The 15,104-nt window shown below is 33.5% G+C and carries 16 protein-coding genes; 10 read left to right on the plus strand and 6 right to left on the minus strand.

The window, feature by feature from the left end; all coding sequences use genetic code 11:
* Positions 1–34: 34 nt before the first annotated feature.
* Positions 35–1,948, plus strand: a complete 1,914-nt coding sequence (locus AC4G3N_RS12470; RefSeq protein ID WP_491090276.1) for an AAA family ATPase — start codon at positions 35–37, stop codon at positions 1,946–1,948.
* 232 nt (positions 1,949–2,180) lie between these two features.
* Here AC4G3N_RS12470 and AC4G3N_RS12475 read toward each other — a convergent pair whose 3' ends face one another.
* Positions 2,181–2,363: a helix-turn-helix domain-containing protein gene (locus AC4G3N_RS12475; RefSeq protein WP_491090277.1), complete on the minus strand. Its 183-nt coding sequence runs from the start codon at positions 2,361–2,363 to the stop codon at positions 2,181–2,183.
* Between the two features lie 569 nt (positions 2,364–2,932).
* Here AC4G3N_RS12475 and AC4G3N_RS12480 point away from each other — a divergent pair.
* The 8 genes from AC4G3N_RS12480 to AC4G3N_RS12515 all read left to right on the plus strand — a co-directional run bounded on the left by AC4G3N_RS12480 (position 2,933) and on the right by AC4G3N_RS12515 (position 9,124).
* Positions 2,933–3,079 carry a hypothetical protein gene (locus AC4G3N_RS12480; protein ID WP_491090278.1) on the plus strand — a complete coding sequence of 49 codons (147 nt, stop codon included), beginning with the start codon at positions 2,933–2,935 and terminating at the stop codon, positions 3,077–3,079.
* Positions 3,054–3,206 (plus strand): hypothetical protein, encoded by a 153-nt coding sequence (locus AC4G3N_RS12485; protein ID WP_491090279.1) that lies wholly within the window; start codon positions 3,054–3,056, stop codon positions 3,204–3,206. The genes AC4G3N_RS12480 and AC4G3N_RS12485 overlap by 26 nt, the downstream gene beginning before the upstream one ends.
* A gap of 60 nt (positions 3,207–3,266) precedes the next feature.
* Positions 3,267–3,455: a hypothetical protein gene (locus AC4G3N_RS12490; RefSeq protein ID WP_491090280.1), complete on the plus strand. Its 189-nt coding sequence runs from the start codon at positions 3,267–3,269 to the stop codon at positions 3,453–3,455.
* Positions 3,452–4,864: a recombinase family protein gene (locus AC4G3N_RS12495; RefSeq protein WP_491090281.1), complete on the plus strand. Its 1,413-nt coding sequence runs from the start codon at positions 3,452–3,454 to the stop codon at positions 4,862–4,864. Before AC4G3N_RS12490 ends, AC4G3N_RS12495 begins: the two co-directional genes overlap by 4 nt.
* Positions 4,854–6,425, plus strand: coding sequence for a recombinase family protein (locus AC4G3N_RS12500; protein ID WP_491090282.1), 1,572 nt, complete (start codon positions 4,854–4,856; stop codon positions 6,423–6,425). The genes AC4G3N_RS12495 and AC4G3N_RS12500 overlap by 11 nt, the downstream gene beginning before the upstream one ends.
* Positions 6,426–7,018: 593 nt before the next feature.
* Complete coding sequence (locus tag AC4G3N_RS12505; protein ID WP_491090283.1) at positions 7,019–8,149, plus strand: site-specific integrase; 1,131 nt, start codon at positions 7,019–7,021, stop codon at positions 8,147–8,149.
* Positions 8,150–8,508: 359 nt separating this feature from the next.
* On the plus strand, positions 8,509–8,721 hold the full coding sequence (locus tag AC4G3N_RS12510; protein WP_491090284.1) for a helix-turn-helix transcriptional regulator: 213 nt from the start codon (positions 8,509–8,511) through the stop codon (positions 8,719–8,721).
* The gene (locus AC4G3N_RS12515) at positions 8,711–9,124 is read left to right on the plus strand and encodes a DUF6442 family protein (RefSeq protein WP_491090285.1); all 414 of its coding nucleotides are present in this window, start codon (positions 8,711–8,713) and stop codon (positions 9,122–9,124) included. The genes AC4G3N_RS12510 and AC4G3N_RS12515 overlap by 11 nt, the downstream gene beginning before the upstream one ends.
* Positions 9,125–9,450: 326 nt before the next feature.
* On the opposite strand, the gene AC4G3N_RS12520 is transcribed toward AC4G3N_RS12515, so the two are convergent.
* Both AC4G3N_RS12520 and AC4G3N_RS12525 read right to left on the minus strand, forming a co-directional pair.
* Entirely contained in the window at positions 9,451–9,873 is a 423-nt protein-coding gene (locus AC4G3N_RS12520) for a hypothetical protein (RefSeq protein WP_491090286.1), read from the minus strand.
* A 415-nt stretch (positions 9,874–10,288) separates the two neighbouring features.
* Entirely contained in the window at positions 10,289–10,942 is a 654-nt protein-coding gene (locus AC4G3N_RS12525) for an HXXEE domain-containing protein (RefSeq protein ID WP_491090287.1), read from the minus strand.
* A gap of 204 nt (positions 10,943–11,146) precedes the next feature.
* Between AC4G3N_RS12525 and AC4G3N_RS12530 the strand changes: the two genes are divergently transcribed.
* The gene (locus tag AC4G3N_RS12530) at positions 11,147–11,761 is read left to right on the plus strand and encodes a TetR/AcrR family transcriptional regulator (RefSeq protein ID WP_491090288.1); all 615 of its coding nucleotides are present in this window, start codon (positions 11,147–11,149) and stop codon (positions 11,759–11,761) included.
* A gap of 878 nt (positions 11,762–12,639) precedes the next feature.
* Here AC4G3N_RS12530 and AC4G3N_RS12535 read toward each other — a convergent pair.
* The 3 genes from AC4G3N_RS12535 to AC4G3N_RS12545 all read right to left on the minus strand — a co-directional run bounded on the left by AC4G3N_RS12535 (position 12,640) and on the right by AC4G3N_RS12545 (position 14,953).
* Entirely contained in the window at positions 12,640–12,873 is a 234-nt protein-coding gene (locus AC4G3N_RS12535; protein WP_490558787.1) for a hypothetical protein, read from the minus strand.
* Between the two features lie 97 nt (positions 12,874–12,970).
* Positions 12,971–13,171 (minus strand): hypothetical protein, encoded by a 201-nt coding sequence (locus tag AC4G3N_RS12540; RefSeq protein ID WP_491090289.1) that lies wholly within the window; start codon positions 13,169–13,171, stop codon positions 12,971–12,973.
* A gap of 579 nt (positions 13,172–13,750) precedes the next feature.
* Positions 13,751–14,953: an IS110 family RNA-guided transposase gene (locus AC4G3N_RS12545; protein WP_491089503.1), complete on the minus strand. Its 1,203-nt coding sequence runs from the start codon at positions 14,951–14,953 to the stop codon at positions 13,751–13,753.
* Positions 14,954–15,104 lie beyond the last annotated feature (151 nt).

Below are 15,104 nucleotides of genomic sequence, written 5' to 3' on the forward strand. Positions count from 1 at the left end.
TACTATTTTATTGAATAAAATGGAGGAGATAGGAATGGAATTATATTCTTTGAGGATACAAGGATTTAGAAGACACATAGACACCAAAATAATGTTTTCAGATGCAACTTTTTTAATAGGTGAAAATAATAAAGGTAAAAGCACTATATTACAGGCATTAAATTATTTATTAAACGATATTAAAAAGATGCCTAAAGAAGATTTTTGCCATAAACTCTCTGATGATGGAACTATAAATGAGATTATTTGTGACAAAGCTGTACTTACTGCGGAATTTAGGAACGTATCAGAAGAATGTCTATCTTGGAGAGGATTTAAAGGAAGAGTGTTAAAGTATGATGTTCCTGATGGTGTCGAAGAGACTGGATATAGGATAATATTTAAAAAAACATTTAAACCAGATAATAACTATGAAGTGGCAATGAAAGAATATAATAGAGAAATTAAAGAGGAATTTAGAGACTGCAAAACCATAACCGATTATTTAAATGCTGGCCTTCTTGAAGAAAGTATTCTAGAAGAGTTGCCGAATATTTCTGATTATGATAAAAAGCTAAATGCGACTCACAAAAAACAGTTGGAAAGAATTGAAGAACTTTATACATTTGATGATTCAAATGAATCTTGGTTTCTAAATCCAGGAGGAATCCCTGGTAATGTCTTAAGTAAACTCCCAAAATTTTTATTAATTCCTGCTCAAGATAAGGCTTCAGAACTATCTGGTAATTCTGGTGCTTTACACGATACTTTGACTGAACTATTTAAAGATGTGAGAGATGCATCTGATAATTTTAAAAAGGCTCAAGAATATTTGGAACTGCTAGCAAAAGAGTTGGATCCTAATGATGAAGATAGTGAATTTGGAGATATGATGAAAGGTTTAAATAAGGTATTAGGAAACATATTTCCTGATATAGGGATTAAGGCGGAAACGACATTATCTGAAGCTGATAAAAATATTAAACCAGTATTTAAAATTAGTATGCAAAGTAATGTTTTAACACCTGTAAACTTACAAGGAACTGGTGTAATTAGATCAGCAGTTTTTGCTCTATTGAGATATAGAACCATTCGTGAAAATAGAAAAGCAATTGAAAATGTAAGACCATTAATAATTGGATTTGAAGAACCGGAAATATATCTTCATCCTAATGCTGCCAATCAAATGAGAAACACTATTTATGAATTAGCTAGTTATGAATTTAATCAGATAATTTGCACTACTCACTCGCCATATATGATAGATTTAAGCCAAAAACCAAATCAAATACTTAACAACCTATTGTCAGACAATATTTTTATTCATTTTCAAGGTAGAGATATAGAGGTTGAAAAAATTAATTGTAATCCTTTTAATATTTCCGCGGCTTTCAAACAACTTCAGGAAGATGAGAAAAGTTATGTTAAGATGCTACTTAAAATTGATGATTATATTTCTAGAGTTTTTTTTACAAGAAATGTACTTATAGTTGAAGGGGACACGGAGGATATTGTAATAAGGGAAACCATTAATAGAATGCCGGAACCTGTACGTAATGAAATAATTCATAATTGGCAAGTCATTAAGGCAAGAGGAAAAGCTACAATAATTTCTTTAATAAAATATCTAAAAGCTGCAGGTATAGATCCGTATGTTTTACACGATAGAGATGCCGATACTCCTGGTGCATCTGTTTTTAACCAACCTATCGCAGAGGTTTGTTCATCTGGGAAAAGATTTATGCTTTCAGAATGTATAGAAGATGCCTTAGGTTATTCAGCTCCATCGGCAAATAAACCAGCAAAAGCATATATTCACATTCAGGAAACGTGGAGTGATGAATGGTCTAGTATTCCAGAAACTTGGAGGAGTATGGTAGAAAATATATTTGATAGTTCCTTTGGGAAATGGCGAGAAATCACTGATACACAAGATGACGATGTTAATAGTGGAATACTAGTAGAATGATACGTGAATAATCTGCAAGATAATAGCTTAGCATACAAAAGTATAGGTTTTGTTTTGATATGCAAATTCTTAGATCTTTTAAAGTCACGATTAAAGAAGCTAAGTTATCTGTACACTTTCTCGAGAAGGTATATGTATTGATAACGGCTCTGTATAATGTATAGGTAAAAAAACTTGAAGAAAATTTCTTCAAGTTTTTTTATATAGCTAAACAATCTGTACTCGATTTATTCTATTTATCTTTCATTAACCATTCCATAAAATTATCCCTCAACACACGCTTAGTGCGTCCTTTCTTGATAAGCGGAAATGTTGGTTCATCCATTATTTCATATGCCTTCGGTTTAGAAACCCTTAAAATCTCCGCTATATCGCTTGCCTTTAATACCATTGGATAATCTTTAATGTTTTGCATTCTAATGTCTCCTTTATACCGTAAATCTTCAATTCTATTTCTTCATCTAGATAAGAATAAAATCGCTCTTTTTTTTGTCGTACGAATTATATTGTCAAGTTGGTCGAAAAAACAACGGTTTAATAAAAATAAATAAAATTTTTTATAAAAATAATAAAATGCTATATCTCCCGTTGTTTTATGAAAAATCCACAGAATATAATTCATACGAAATTTTTAAAGGGAGATTAAAGAATGGATACGCAAAGATTGATAAGTCACTGGATTGAGATACAGTACATTTTTCTATGGTTAATTTTGAGACCTCACCAAATCAGCTTACTTCTCTATAGGAAAGTAGTGGAGAGTCTCTCTAACAATACTACATTCCTGGATACAGACGATTTGTCTTTTGAGCCGTTGCATACTCGAAACTTTGAAGTCTTTCAATTCATTCAATTAGAGATTAATAGGTTATTAAGAAGATGTGCTGTTTATCAGCATAGGATGAGAGGTAGTCCTTGTAGACACCAAGCTCTTTCAACAGAAGTCACAAAAGCTAAAAACCAAATAATGTGAGGAGATAAACTTTGCAACAAAGTGAATCAGAAACAGCAATCGATTATGAAGCTTTATTAGCAGCTTGCGAAACAAATGATATTTCAAGAGAAGTGATTATTCATTTCAGAACTATAGAGAGGGGTTTCTTGAATGAAGAAGAAATTGAAGAATATTGAGATTCCAGGGGATAAAACATTCCCGATTTTCATAAAGCGAAAGTCACTAAAAACTGAATCGCTAACAGATTTAAAGATTCAGTTAAAGTTTGACCTTTCAGGGGATCCGCAGCAAACAAAGCAATAGAAAGAATAAAACTATTCCTACCTGTTCATAATGGATACAAATTGAATGGGAGGAATGAAGATGTCTAAACCTAGAATAATAAGAATCACTTATGGTGAAGAGATACCAGAAAAGTCTGCTCAACTTTTTTCTAGGATCTTGGAAAAGGTAATCATCAATCATTTACCAGATGATCCGGAGCTAAAAGGAATCTTTCTGCAGGATTCACCTGAATACAAACAAATACAAAATGAGGAGAACAATTTATGAAACAATCTAATGCTATGCAGATTACTGGTTATAAAAAGGTGGCTCACTATTTGAGGACGAGTTCCAGTGGGCAAGAGCTTAAATTACAACGGGGAACAAATGAAAAATATCTGAAGGATATTCCAGAGGATGATGTTATAGAATTTGTTGATTTTGATGTGTCTGCTACAAAACTTTGTATGGATGAACGACCAGCTTTATCTAGAATGCTAAAGCTCATACAAGAGGGCGGAGTTTCTACTGTAGTTGTATATGAAAGGGATCGCCTAGCCAGAGATGTCTATGAATATATCCGAATTGTTACTACTATCCATCATCACAATGTTGATGTAGTCTTTACTGCTTCTGAAGCCCCGCCCTTCTCCAATGATTTGCTTATGGAAGTTTGGTATGGATTGTCGGCTCAATTTGAAGGGCAGCGAATTAGAACACGTCTTGCTGACGCCCGCAAGAGAAACCCTTCTAGTTTAATTGGCTACAATAAAGTTAAAGCTACGAAGAGTTCTCCAGCTAAATATATAGCAAAGAAGGAATACAAAGAGAAAATCTATCAGCTATTTTTTAGCTTTTCTGAAGCGGATACGAAGGAAGACATTTATAACATCATTAAAGAACATAAATCTTTCCTCAAGCGGACAGATACAAGAATAATTGAAATTCTACAGAATCCCTTCTTTTGCGGCCATACCCTAACATCGTCTGGAATATTTGAGGTTTTGGAGAATGTAGAGCCGATGGTTACTGTCGATTTATTCAAGAAAGTACAGAGCAAAATTGAACAATTTGATCGGGAAATTAATAAGGGAATGTTCTTAGCCCAACAACAATCAATCATTAAACCTTATTGTGGTATTTGTGATAAGGAGCTGAAGTTTAATAAAGGTGTAATTGGAGCACCTGGAAATTATACTTGTTCCAAACATAAAGTCTCTATTGGATTGTCTGAATTAATGAACGATATTAAAGAATCACTAGGAATAGTTTTCGAGCGTATCTCTTCTTCCAAGATTAAAAAGATTACAGTGACCACGACAAATAAACATTTAGCAGAATTGAAGAAATGCTCAAAGCAAATACAGGCTGATTTAGAGGAACTGTGTCTTGATTTTGTGTTAGATTACACTCCTCAAGAATTAAGCTCCTCTGAAAAGAATATCAAGGAAATCAATGATTTACGGGATAACCATAACCAAATTGTCAATAAGATCAATCTTATTGAAGAGCGATTGAGCGACATTCGCTTTGTCCAAGAAATTTCTAAATTAGATTTCAATGAAGTAATTGAAATGGAATTTAATACTCTGGTTGAAATTCTTATTTCAAAAATCAATGTACATCCAGAATATATACAATTTGATTATTACTTCAACGAATATCTTAAAGAGGGAGATGTTGAGAATGCCTCATAATAAGGGAGGTCAAATTCGGAAAGCCATCGGGGTTATTAGGAGATCTGATGTTAAACAGAAGAAAAATGCTTCTCTAGAAACACAAAGAGAAGAGATTTATGCAAAGGCCAAAAGAGAAGGATATACAATTGTTAAAATTTTGGTTGATGATGCTGTCAGTGCCTATCACAAAACAGTCACTGAGCGTCCGGCAATGAATCTTGCCTTTCAAATGGCTTTATCAGAAACTGAAGAAATTGAGGCAATGTTCTTTTACGAAGAATCGAGGATTTCAAGGCAATTCTTTGATTTTGTGGAGGATATCCATAAGCCAATAAAAAAGCACAAGCCGCATTTTCAATTTTTTTCTACTAAGAAGGATGAGGAGTGGGATCCTACGAAACCGGATGCCATCTTCAATCTTGCAAGTGCTGCGAAAGAATCAATCGTCAAATCCAACAGGATAAAAGATGCTCAAAAAAATTCAATAGATAGGAATTCGAGACCGGGGTCAGAACTGCCGTATGGTTACAAACCTCTTATCAATCCAATAGACAATAAGCGAACACCTACAACTCAGGTCATTGATGAAAAAGAGGCTCCTATTGTCCGATTAATCTTCTATTTAGCATCCTGGGGGCATAGTCAGCAAAAAATAGCAAAATATTTAAATGATGCTGGGATTCCTTCACCGAGGAACTTGAATTGGAGCAGTGCGACTATCGACTATATCCTCGATAACGATCAATATCTAGGACATTTACCGTGGAATATTCGTACCCATCTCAATAAACATAGAAAAAAGAAGCGGGGTGAATATGACCTAATCGCGAATCATCATCCAGCGATTATCAGTGTTCAACTGTGGAATCTGACTCATCAAACGATAGGGCTACATAAGGACAATGGCAAAAACAACGATACACCTTTTCTTCTTAGAGGGATACTGGTTTGTCATAGGTGCAATGAAAAATTAATTGCAAAAGACCAAACTACCAAGCGTTCTAAATCAAAGTCATTAAAATACCGTTGCCCTTTGTGTAGGGGTAACCTAGATGTTAAACACATACACCCTGTTGTGATGGAAGAGCTGGCTGCGAAATGGAATGCTATCCTATTCAATGCAAAGAATCATATTCAGAAGCTATTGAATGAGAGAAAGAAAAGAATTGCACAACATCGGGACCGGTTATTAGAGCAGCTAAGACAAGTAGAGTATAAGGAAACATTACTCAACAATCATATAACTGTTAAAAACCAATACGGTGTATGGGATTTTGCATTAGCCGTTAGTAAGACAAACTTGACGAGAAATATTTATAATGTGAATCAGTTTATAGAATACGTTGACGCATTACTCTCTAAATCCTCTCCAAGCAAGAATAGCATATCTGACGTGCTTACTATGTTAGATATTGACCGATTGGTAGGTGTAGAGAAGAGAACTATCCTTTTATCAATATTTAAAGAAATACGCGTTGATTTTGAAAGTGACAATCATCTTTTTGTTGAATACCAAATGGCCCCGTATGCTGCATTGGACAATTATTATAATTCAATACTTAAAGAAGCGAACACTTAGCAATAAGTGTTTTTCTTTGCCCTTTTAAACGGTAGCACTTAAAAATATTGATAGAGGCACTTGGTGGATTACCGAAGTGTATAAAGAGCTTTTTGTTAGATTGCCGAAAAGATTATCGCTTTTTATTTTTCTCAGTAAGCTTAATAAGGTAAATCCTTTGATATCAAGGGTTTTCGAACCGTTTTGTACGGTAACATACAACGCAGAGGATTCTGTGCGGAGTATATTGCCGAACTATATATTTATAGTCTTGCCAGATTACCGAAAAATATACAACTAAAAAAAGAGGTTAAACAGATTAACTTAAGTAACCATTGTTTTTTTATTAATGAAATGCTCTATATGCAACTTGATAAATAACCAGCTAAATACCTTTTAAGCAATCGGTGTATGAGGGACTATTACTTCCAATACGGTAAGTGCTTCAGAAATATTTTTGAAAAAAATTTTAATTTTATCTCCTACCCCTTGAATTTTAAGAAAACAAAAAAATATAATTCCTATGATTCTTTTGCAGAAGGTTTTATAAAGTAGATAAAGGAAATCTATACCTGTGAAGGCAATTGAAATTATATATGGAGTTGTTGGTTTTAATGAATTCAATAATCAAGAAAAATGTGAAGACAAATACTTATTATTTTAGAACATCAGGCTATGATGCTTATGGAATAAGGGTTCAACCTTTTGAAAGTGGTTTTAAGACAAAGAAAGAAGCTGCAAATTGTTTAGCTAGAATAAGGATAGAGCTTGAAGAAGGCACTTATGTAAAGCCAAATAAAAAAACATTTTCTGAATTTATAAAAGAGTGGTTTGAATTTTATTGTAGAAATGTTGAAAAGACTACTGCTCAAAACCGATGGCCTTTAATTAAAAATCATATTATTCCTTACTTTGGAGATAAGAGGTTAAATCAAATCACATCAAGAATGATAGATATTTTTTATAGTAAAAAACTCGGAGAGGGATTATCAGGTAAGACGGTTCGGGAATTACATAACCTATTAAATCGAGCGTTTTCGCAAGCTGTTAAATGGTCTTATCTACGGAATAACCCTGTAGTATACGCAACACCCCCAAAGGTGGTGAAAAAAGAGAGGATTGTGTGGAGTGAAGGAGAGTTTAAGAGATTTCTTAGTTTGATAGAGAGTAGTGATGATTATGCCCTGTATTTGCTTCTTATTACCACAGGTATAAGAAAAGGAGAATTGTTAGGATTAAAATGGTGTGATGTAGATTTTGATAAAGGAAAATTGCACATTAAACGAAGTTTATGCAGGATTATTGGGGAGGGATTAGTTTTAAAAAATCTAAAAACAGCAAACTCTAATCGCCAGATTTCCATTTCAACATATGTGCGGGATGTATTGAGAAAGCATTATGAGACACAACAAGAAGTTATTCAGGCGTATCAGGGGCATTTCAATTTAGAAGATTTAGTGTTCTGTAATAGTAAGGGAACCTTCAAAGATCCTAACAATCTATTAAGGGAATTTAATCGCATAATTAAATCAGCTTCGCTACCGAAAATCACACTCCACGATTTAAGACATTTACACGCAACGCTAATGTTAAAAAATGGAGAAAATCCTAAAGTGGTGTCAGAAAGATTAGGCCATAGCCGAATCGGAATAACATTGGATACATATTCACACGTACTTCCAGATATCCAAGTTTCGGCGGCTATGCGGTTTGAGGAGGCTTATTTATCTAAACAAGGAGCGTAATCTAATATGGAAGGAACAAAAAGAATTTCGCAATGTAGCGAAATTCTTTTTTATATTTTTGGCTTTGTTAAAGTTTATTGTTGATTATGTATTCAAAGAAAAACAGAACTTCCATAAGCTTGGAGTTCTGTTTATTTTATTGTCATATTGAACTAAAGCCCCCGTTAGCTACATAACAAAAAAAAGCTTATCACAGTCCCTTATATTATAAAAATGCCTTTGTGAGTTAAAGTAAATCGGGTAGAGTTTAGCCTAAACTTACTTTTCGTTATGGAAAGTAGACTTTACATAACAGGAAATTTTGAAATATAATAAATTGGATGGAAAGTTAACTTTCCATCCAGTAAGGAGGATGAGGGATGAAAAATAGACTTGCTGAGTTTAGAAGGAAGTACGGTATCAAACAAGAGGAGTTAGCAGATCGCTTAGAAGTCTCTCGCCAAACAATTGGTTCACTTGAAAACGGTCGATATAATCCCTCTATCATTTTAGCTTTTAAAATTGCTCGACTTTTTAACGTCCGTATTGAAGACATTTTTATTTATGAGGAGAGTGGAGAAGATGAAAAATAAAAAGATAAAATTATATGCAGCTCTAACGGTTATAGCAGCAATCCTTGTTGCTGTTGGAAAGTTTGCATTTACAGGAGATACGATACCTGGACTTCTTATCGGGATTGGAGCTGGACTATTTGGTCTTAGTGTGGCTCAAATAATTGTCATTGTGATAGCTGAAAAAAATCCAGAATACAAACGAAGAGTTTCAATAGAAGAAAAAGACGAAAGAAATATTGCTATTAATAATAAAGCAAAGGCAAAAGGTTTTGATGCAATGGGTTATATATTAACAATACTAATGCTAATTTTTGTTTTCCTGAATGCAGACTTGTCAATTATCCTTTTACTAGTCTTTGCTTACTTACTTGTGTACGGTGTGTTCATCTTTTATTTAAATAAATTTTCTAAAGAAATGTAATGTAAAAGGACAATAAGACATTTATTCCAAAAATGTCTTATTGTCCCTATAAATTGATACTAAGTAATCAATTGTATACGTAATTTTAATAACAATTAAAAGCAAAAAACTAGAAAAGTAATTCAACTATTTTCTAATAATTTCTTATTAAAGCTAAACTGCCCCTTTACTTCCATAAGAACTTCAACAAAAAAAGGCATTAATCCTTCTTGGATCAATACCAATGTTAGCTGTATATGGGCTATACACAAATTTTAAAAATTTAACAGAGCCCAAAAATTTTCATCACCCTTTTGATGATAGCCTTTGCGATAATCAGTTTTATTTTAGTTGAAATTATTTTTTTCTCGATTTATACACTCACTATATGAGTTGACCATTAAATTTTTATACTTTGGTAAATCCTCTATACTCTGCAATACTGATTTCCATTGTATCTGGCTTTTCATTTTCTGATCTTCAAAGAGTGCATCATTTTTATAAGCTGTACGGTCTGTCTTCGAAAGGTTTAAAGCGATCCATTTAGTTCTATTTGTAAACTTGAATCTTACAAAATCAAAATCCCAATCATTCCCACGTAAAACAATAGTCGTATAGCTGTCACTCTTTCTAGTAACTTCAAGTTTTCCTAAATTAATGACAGTGTATTCTAACATCTCAAATATCAGTTTAACTGCTTTGGTTTCTTCTTCGTTTAAATTAAGATCTCGTTTTTCACCATAGTGACTGGTTTTTATTCCCGAATTCATTTTTTACCTCCAATTCTTATATCCTAACTAAATGATAAAAGTAACTTCCGACTGTCATCAAAGTTAACTCAGCAGAGGAAAATATACTTACTGTATTTTATTCTATATATCCATTGTTATATTGAACTAAACTGCCCCTTTTTCCGCATAAGAAAAGACCGTCAATTTGACAGCCTTGATTTTCTGCTATTACCCCAGTTTGTATAAGTACGTTTAATTGGAAATACCAAAAGGTAATTCCACAATCATAAACAATCTTTCACATATGTAACAAGTCCTTAAACTGCACCTAAACTAGAAGAAAAAAGGGCATTAATCCTTCTTAGATCAATGACCCCGTTTGTTGCAAAAAAAAAGACTGCTAATGAGCAGTCTTAATCTTAGGAATAGCAATATTGTGCTAACGCAATAAATATTACCTCTTTATTTTATCTAGTTTTTCCTTTACAGAGTATCGGTCCATTTCTGCTTGTGACCAAGGATAAGGAGAGTTTTTGTCTTTAAAGATCTGTATTGGAAGTTGAACCATCACAAGTGCACCAATCGGTAAACAAAGAGTTCCAACCCACCAATGCCAAGTATCCACAGAAACATTTGCTTGTAGATACCATAAGTAATATATACCTATTGGAATGTGAAGAAAAATCACTGCACCGAGTCCAGGATTATAAAAGGATTTTAATTTACGATTTATTAGAATACCGTGTACGATAAATTGTGCAAAACCAAACATAATTGTCAGTATTCCTAACCAATACCATTCAGGAAAAATAATTGGCAAGATGTAAAAAGTGTACGCAAAAAATGTATTAACAAATAAACTACTTTGTGCATTCAATGGATATCGATTGGGAGCATCCTTTTCTCCTGATACTGCTATATTCCAAATTGCAGGGAATCCACCTGGAAGAGCATATTCCTCAAATTGGTGTACTAATAATGCCATAAAACTTAAAGTTAAAATCTTTCTTAATGGGTCAATATCTTCTCCGTAGATTCCAATGACAAACGCTAATAATACAAATAATATTCCTCCGATATAATACCAGTTTTTTCTATAAAAATTCACTTCTAGTTCCCTCCTCATTACTAACTAAAGCTATTTATTATTTATCTTCATCTAAATCTAAAGTATAATAACGAACAACCTGTTGTTTATTTATAGATTTATTATATGTTCCCATTGTATGGCATTCAACAATCATAAAATAAGGATATGTTGGTTATCCAACACATTACTTTTAAGTGTTTGTTAAAATTTAAGGAGGAAAATATGTTACAGGAAAACAAGACTGATTTACGTATTATTCGTACAAAAGAATCTATACGTGATGCGTTAATAGAACTAATGGAAGAAAAAAGTTTTGAAACGATTACGGTCAAAGACATTACCACTAGAGCTAAGATTAATCGGGGAACCTTTTATGCACACTACCAAGACAAGTATGAATTGATTACAAAATGGCAAGAAGAAATAATGACAGATCTCTCTCTCATTGTGAAAGAAGGTTTTCCTGATATAGTTACAAAATACAAATCGAAACATCCTACAACCCCATTCGATTTATCTATTGCACTTTTTGAATACATAAACAAAAATGCATCTTTAATGAAGGTTATGTTAAACCTAAATGGAGGTTTATCCTTTCAAGATCAAATAAAAAATTATTTGTGGAATACTTTAATTAACAAAACTTCGTTCTTCAAAGAGGAAGATTGTCTCGTTCCACCAATTTACCTATCTTCCTATATAGCTTCGGCTCATATGGGTGTAATTCAGAAATGGATTCAAAATGGGAGAAAAGAATCACCCCAAGAAATGGCCCATATTCTAACAACTCTCAACTTAAACGGTCCAATCTATGCAGTTGGTTTAAAAAATAAATAAAAGACAAAGAGGCTGTCCCATAAAGTAGGATAGCCCTTATTTTATTATTAATCCTTCTTCCGCTAACCTGCCCCGTTTGTTCAAGAAGGCATACCCAATCCATTTGTACCTAAGTGGGTAGCAGCTTCCCTTTTTATTCAAAATCAACAATCTTTACAAATACAGCCTTTTGATTAAATTAGTATGACTTAGGGTTTATAATTAACATATAGTGATAAAATAGAAAAAGCCAAGGAGCTGTAACTCCCTGGCACAACTACTGTACGAGGTAGTGTTCAACAAGAATTATTTCTTCTTAGAAGAACTCCCCTTATGTTTCTGAGGCGCGGGGGAGTTTTTCTTTGCCTTTCTTGCTGAGTATGCAAGTTGCATAACCTACAAAAAGTGTATTGAAAAAAGCAGAATAAAATGAAAGCTACTGTCACGGTTTTAATTAAAATTTTCATAATCAAAGTAGACAAAGACAATATAGGTGGGATTTAAAATGAATAATGTTTTCTGAAAGAAATTGAAGAAATATATAATGAGCGGCTAAAGAAACAGGAAATTGAGAAAATCAAAGAGGCGTTGTTAGCTGGTAATTTGAGCGAAGCAGATATTTTGTTCAAGTATTCCTTATTAACCTCAAAAGAAGAATATGAAGCCATTAAAAGGGAGTTTACTTAGACAAAATAGATCTCCATATACTTTCATATTTGCCTCCTATTAAAGAACTTGCACTTACTTCCCTTTTCACAATAAGTAATTCAATAGAAATAGGCATTATTCCCTCTTCCGCTAACCTGCCCCTTTACTTCCATAAGAAGTTCAATATAAAAGAGCATTAATCATTCCTGAAACAACGGCTCCGTTAGTTTAAATACATTTGAAACTAATAGTTATCCAACGTAATTCTTAAAACACCAAACCACAAGATTCATACTCACTATTCCCCAAGCTGTGATACTCACTATCCACCAAATTACCGATTTTGCTTTAGCCTTTGAACTTTCCTCGTCTTCCATATTTGCTTTTATAAAAGCGACCTTACTTTCCATACCTTTTTTCATAGAAGCGAGAACAACAAATCCGATTATTATGAAACCAATAGCTATCCAGAATAACAAGTCCACCTTTTATAACACCCTTTCCTTTAAATCCTCTTTATTCAACTAACCTGCCCCGTTAGTAAAAAAAGCGACTGCTCCTTTTCAGCAATCGTATCTGTTTCTAATTCTCATCTTTAAAAATCATTTTAGCAAATACTGTACCAACAAGAGTCATTATGCCTGCAAAAAGACCCGCATATATTGACTTATCCCATTCTACAAAAGAATCTACAACAGTAAGTATTGTAGCAACAAATGCAGATGAAAAGATGATTTGTGGTGTATTTAATTTGGTATTTAGTATAATAATTAATTTTCTCATTTCGGTGTCATTACACCCCTTTAGCCGTGTTTCCTATATTTATTCGACTTTCAAAGGTCTTTATCCTTCTTCCGCTAACCTGCCCCGTTTGTGGAATAAGAAGAAGCGTCAAAATGACGGTCTTACTCTCAGTTCTAGGATATTGAAGACTTTATATTCTCCATATATAAAAATATAAAAATTATACTAATGATTAAGTAGTATATACCTAATATAGAGAAGGCATCTGTTGCTACCATTGCAAATTCTTTATTTAGAATTACTGCTCTCCAAAAAATAGAACTAACGATAAAAGTTATAGGAAACACAGCAAAGAAACCAGCAAAGTATAGTTGAAATCGCTTGCTACCATTCATATAAAAACCTCCCTTTTAGATGTTCTAATGACGTTTAATAAACCCAATCATCATTTCACTAACCATAATATACCATATCGTTCTTGAGCTAAACCAGCTAATAGGTTGTCAATATCTCTCTGTATATTTCATTTTTTTATATGCTATACTGTTTTTGGGTATGCCAAATAACCCTCCAGTTTCTTTTTGGAAGGTTTTTCTTATGTTGGATAAATATCATTTCCTAAGCTAAATCTAGGAAATTCTCGTTCTTTTTCAATAAAGCATAAATCCAGTGAAGCAGCTTGTTGATACAAGCTACAATGGCAACTTTTGAAGGTTTTCCTTCTGAACGTTTTCTATCATAGAACTCTTTGAGCTTTTTATTTCTAGAGCCTCTTATCCCACATAAAACAGCTAAATACAAACTATGCCTTAGCCTACTGGATCCTCGTTTGGTTATACGATTTATGTTCGCAGTAAACTTACCAGATGAATAGACACTGGGATCTACTCCAGCGAAGGCCACTAACTTTTTAGGGTGATTAAACCGATCAATTTCTCCTATCTCCGAAATGATTGTTGCCGCAATCTTTTCACCGATACCAGGAATCGATTGGATAATCTTATATTCTTCTATTTCATTTGCCAGGGATACCATTTGGCTCTCTAAATCCGTAAGGTGTCCTTGGTAGTGAAATAAAATATCGATATACATACTAAGATTGATAAGATGGCTTTCATATCGCACTTTCTGAAAAGGATTTTGAGAAGCTGAATGAATGAGCTTTCTTGCCTTTTCTTTGGCCCACTGTACAGACCGACTGGGACAATGTTCTCGTATCCTATCTTCTAGCTCTTCCTTGCTAGCCCTTAGAACCTTCTCCGAGGTAGGGTATTCCTTTAATACCGATAAAGATACTTTCGAAAATAGATCCCCAAAAACCTTTCTATATTCAGGGAAAACCTGATCTAAAATCGTATGGAAATGCAATTTTGCCTCCACATACATATTCGTCATTATCTCTTGTTGTCTCGATAGATTCCGAATATTTAGAAGTTGAATTCCTCTCCTTTTTTGAGGTTCAAATTCTTCTTTATAATAGAGAACACATAATTGATACGCATCAAACGCATCAGTTTTCACCTTTCTTAAACTGGCCTTCTTCGCTTGATGAGAAATGATTGGATTCAATAAGATATAAAGTATGTCATTCTCTTCTAAGCATTGAACAACTGGGGTATGATAATGTCCTGTTGATTCCAATATAACCACAGGCATCTGCCCAGTTGTTTCCTTCATTTCTTCTAAGAAATAGATAAACTTCTCCAACTCTTCACGATTATGCTTAATCGAAAAACTTGTTCCATACGGCTTTCCTTTATCTAAAAAAGCCTGTACTTCACTTTCTTCTTTGGCTATATCTATACCCACAACTGGGTTCATTCTTTCTCCTCCTCTGATAAATTCACCAGTATCCCTATTTCCTCCAAGTAGTATTATAGCTTCGCTTGTTATACGAGATCTCAGTCCCAACCAGCCTCAAACATATTTCTACAAGTAGGGGGTGAACAGTTTAGCGGACGGGATCATTTGT

The sequence above is a fragment of the Bacillus sp. z50 genome (assembly GCF_058313585.1).

Excerpts from the sequence above, each read along its gene's own strand:
- AC4G3N_RS12540 (WP_491090289.1), bottom strand. The coding sequence starts at position 13,171 with ATGAGAAAATTAATTATTATACTAAATACCAAATTAAATACACCACAA.
- AC4G3N_RS12515 (WP_491090285.1), top strand. The coding sequence starts at position 8,711 with ATGAAAAATAAAAAGATAAAATTATATGCAGCTCTAACGGTTATAGCA.
- AC4G3N_RS12505 (WP_491090283.1), top strand. The coding sequence starts at position 7,019 with ATGAATTCAATAATCAAGAAAAATGTGAAGACAAATACTTATTATTTT.
- AC4G3N_RS12545 (WP_491089503.1), bottom strand. The coding sequence starts at position 14,953 with ATGAACCCAGTTGTGGGTATAGATATAGCCAAAGAAGAAAGTGAAGTA.
- AC4G3N_RS12510 (WP_491090284.1), top strand. The coding sequence starts at position 8,509 with ATGAAAAATAGACTTGCTGAGTTTAGAAGGAAGTACGGTATCAAACAA.
- AC4G3N_RS12475 (WP_491090277.1), bottom strand. The coding sequence starts at position 2,363 with ATGCAAAACATTAAAGATTATCCAATGGTATTAAAGGCAAGCGATATA.
- AC4G3N_RS12520 (WP_491090286.1), bottom strand. The coding sequence starts at position 9,873 with ATGAATTCGGGAATAAAAACCAGTCACTATGGTGAAAAACGAGATCTT.
- AC4G3N_RS12495 (WP_491090281.1), top strand. The coding sequence starts at position 3,452 with ATGAAACAATCTAATGCTATGCAGATTACTGGTTATAAAAAGGTGGCT.
- AC4G3N_RS12530 (WP_491090288.1), top strand. The coding sequence starts at position 11,147 with ATGTTACAGGAAAACAAGACTGATTTACGTATTATTCGTACAAAAGAA.
- AC4G3N_RS12485 (WP_491090279.1), top strand. The coding sequence starts at position 3,054 with ATGAAGAAGAAATTGAAGAATATTGAGATTCCAGGGGATAAAACATTC.
- AC4G3N_RS12500 (WP_491090282.1), top strand. The coding sequence starts at position 4,854 with ATGCCTCATAATAAGGGAGGTCAAATTCGGAAAGCCATCGGGGTTATT.
- AC4G3N_RS12490 (WP_491090280.1), top strand. The coding sequence starts at position 3,267 with ATGTCTAAACCTAGAATAATAAGAATCACTTATGGTGAAGAGATACCA.
- AC4G3N_RS12470 (WP_491090276.1), top strand. The coding sequence starts at position 35 with ATGGAATTATATTCTTTGAGGATACAAGGATTTAGAAGACACATAGAC.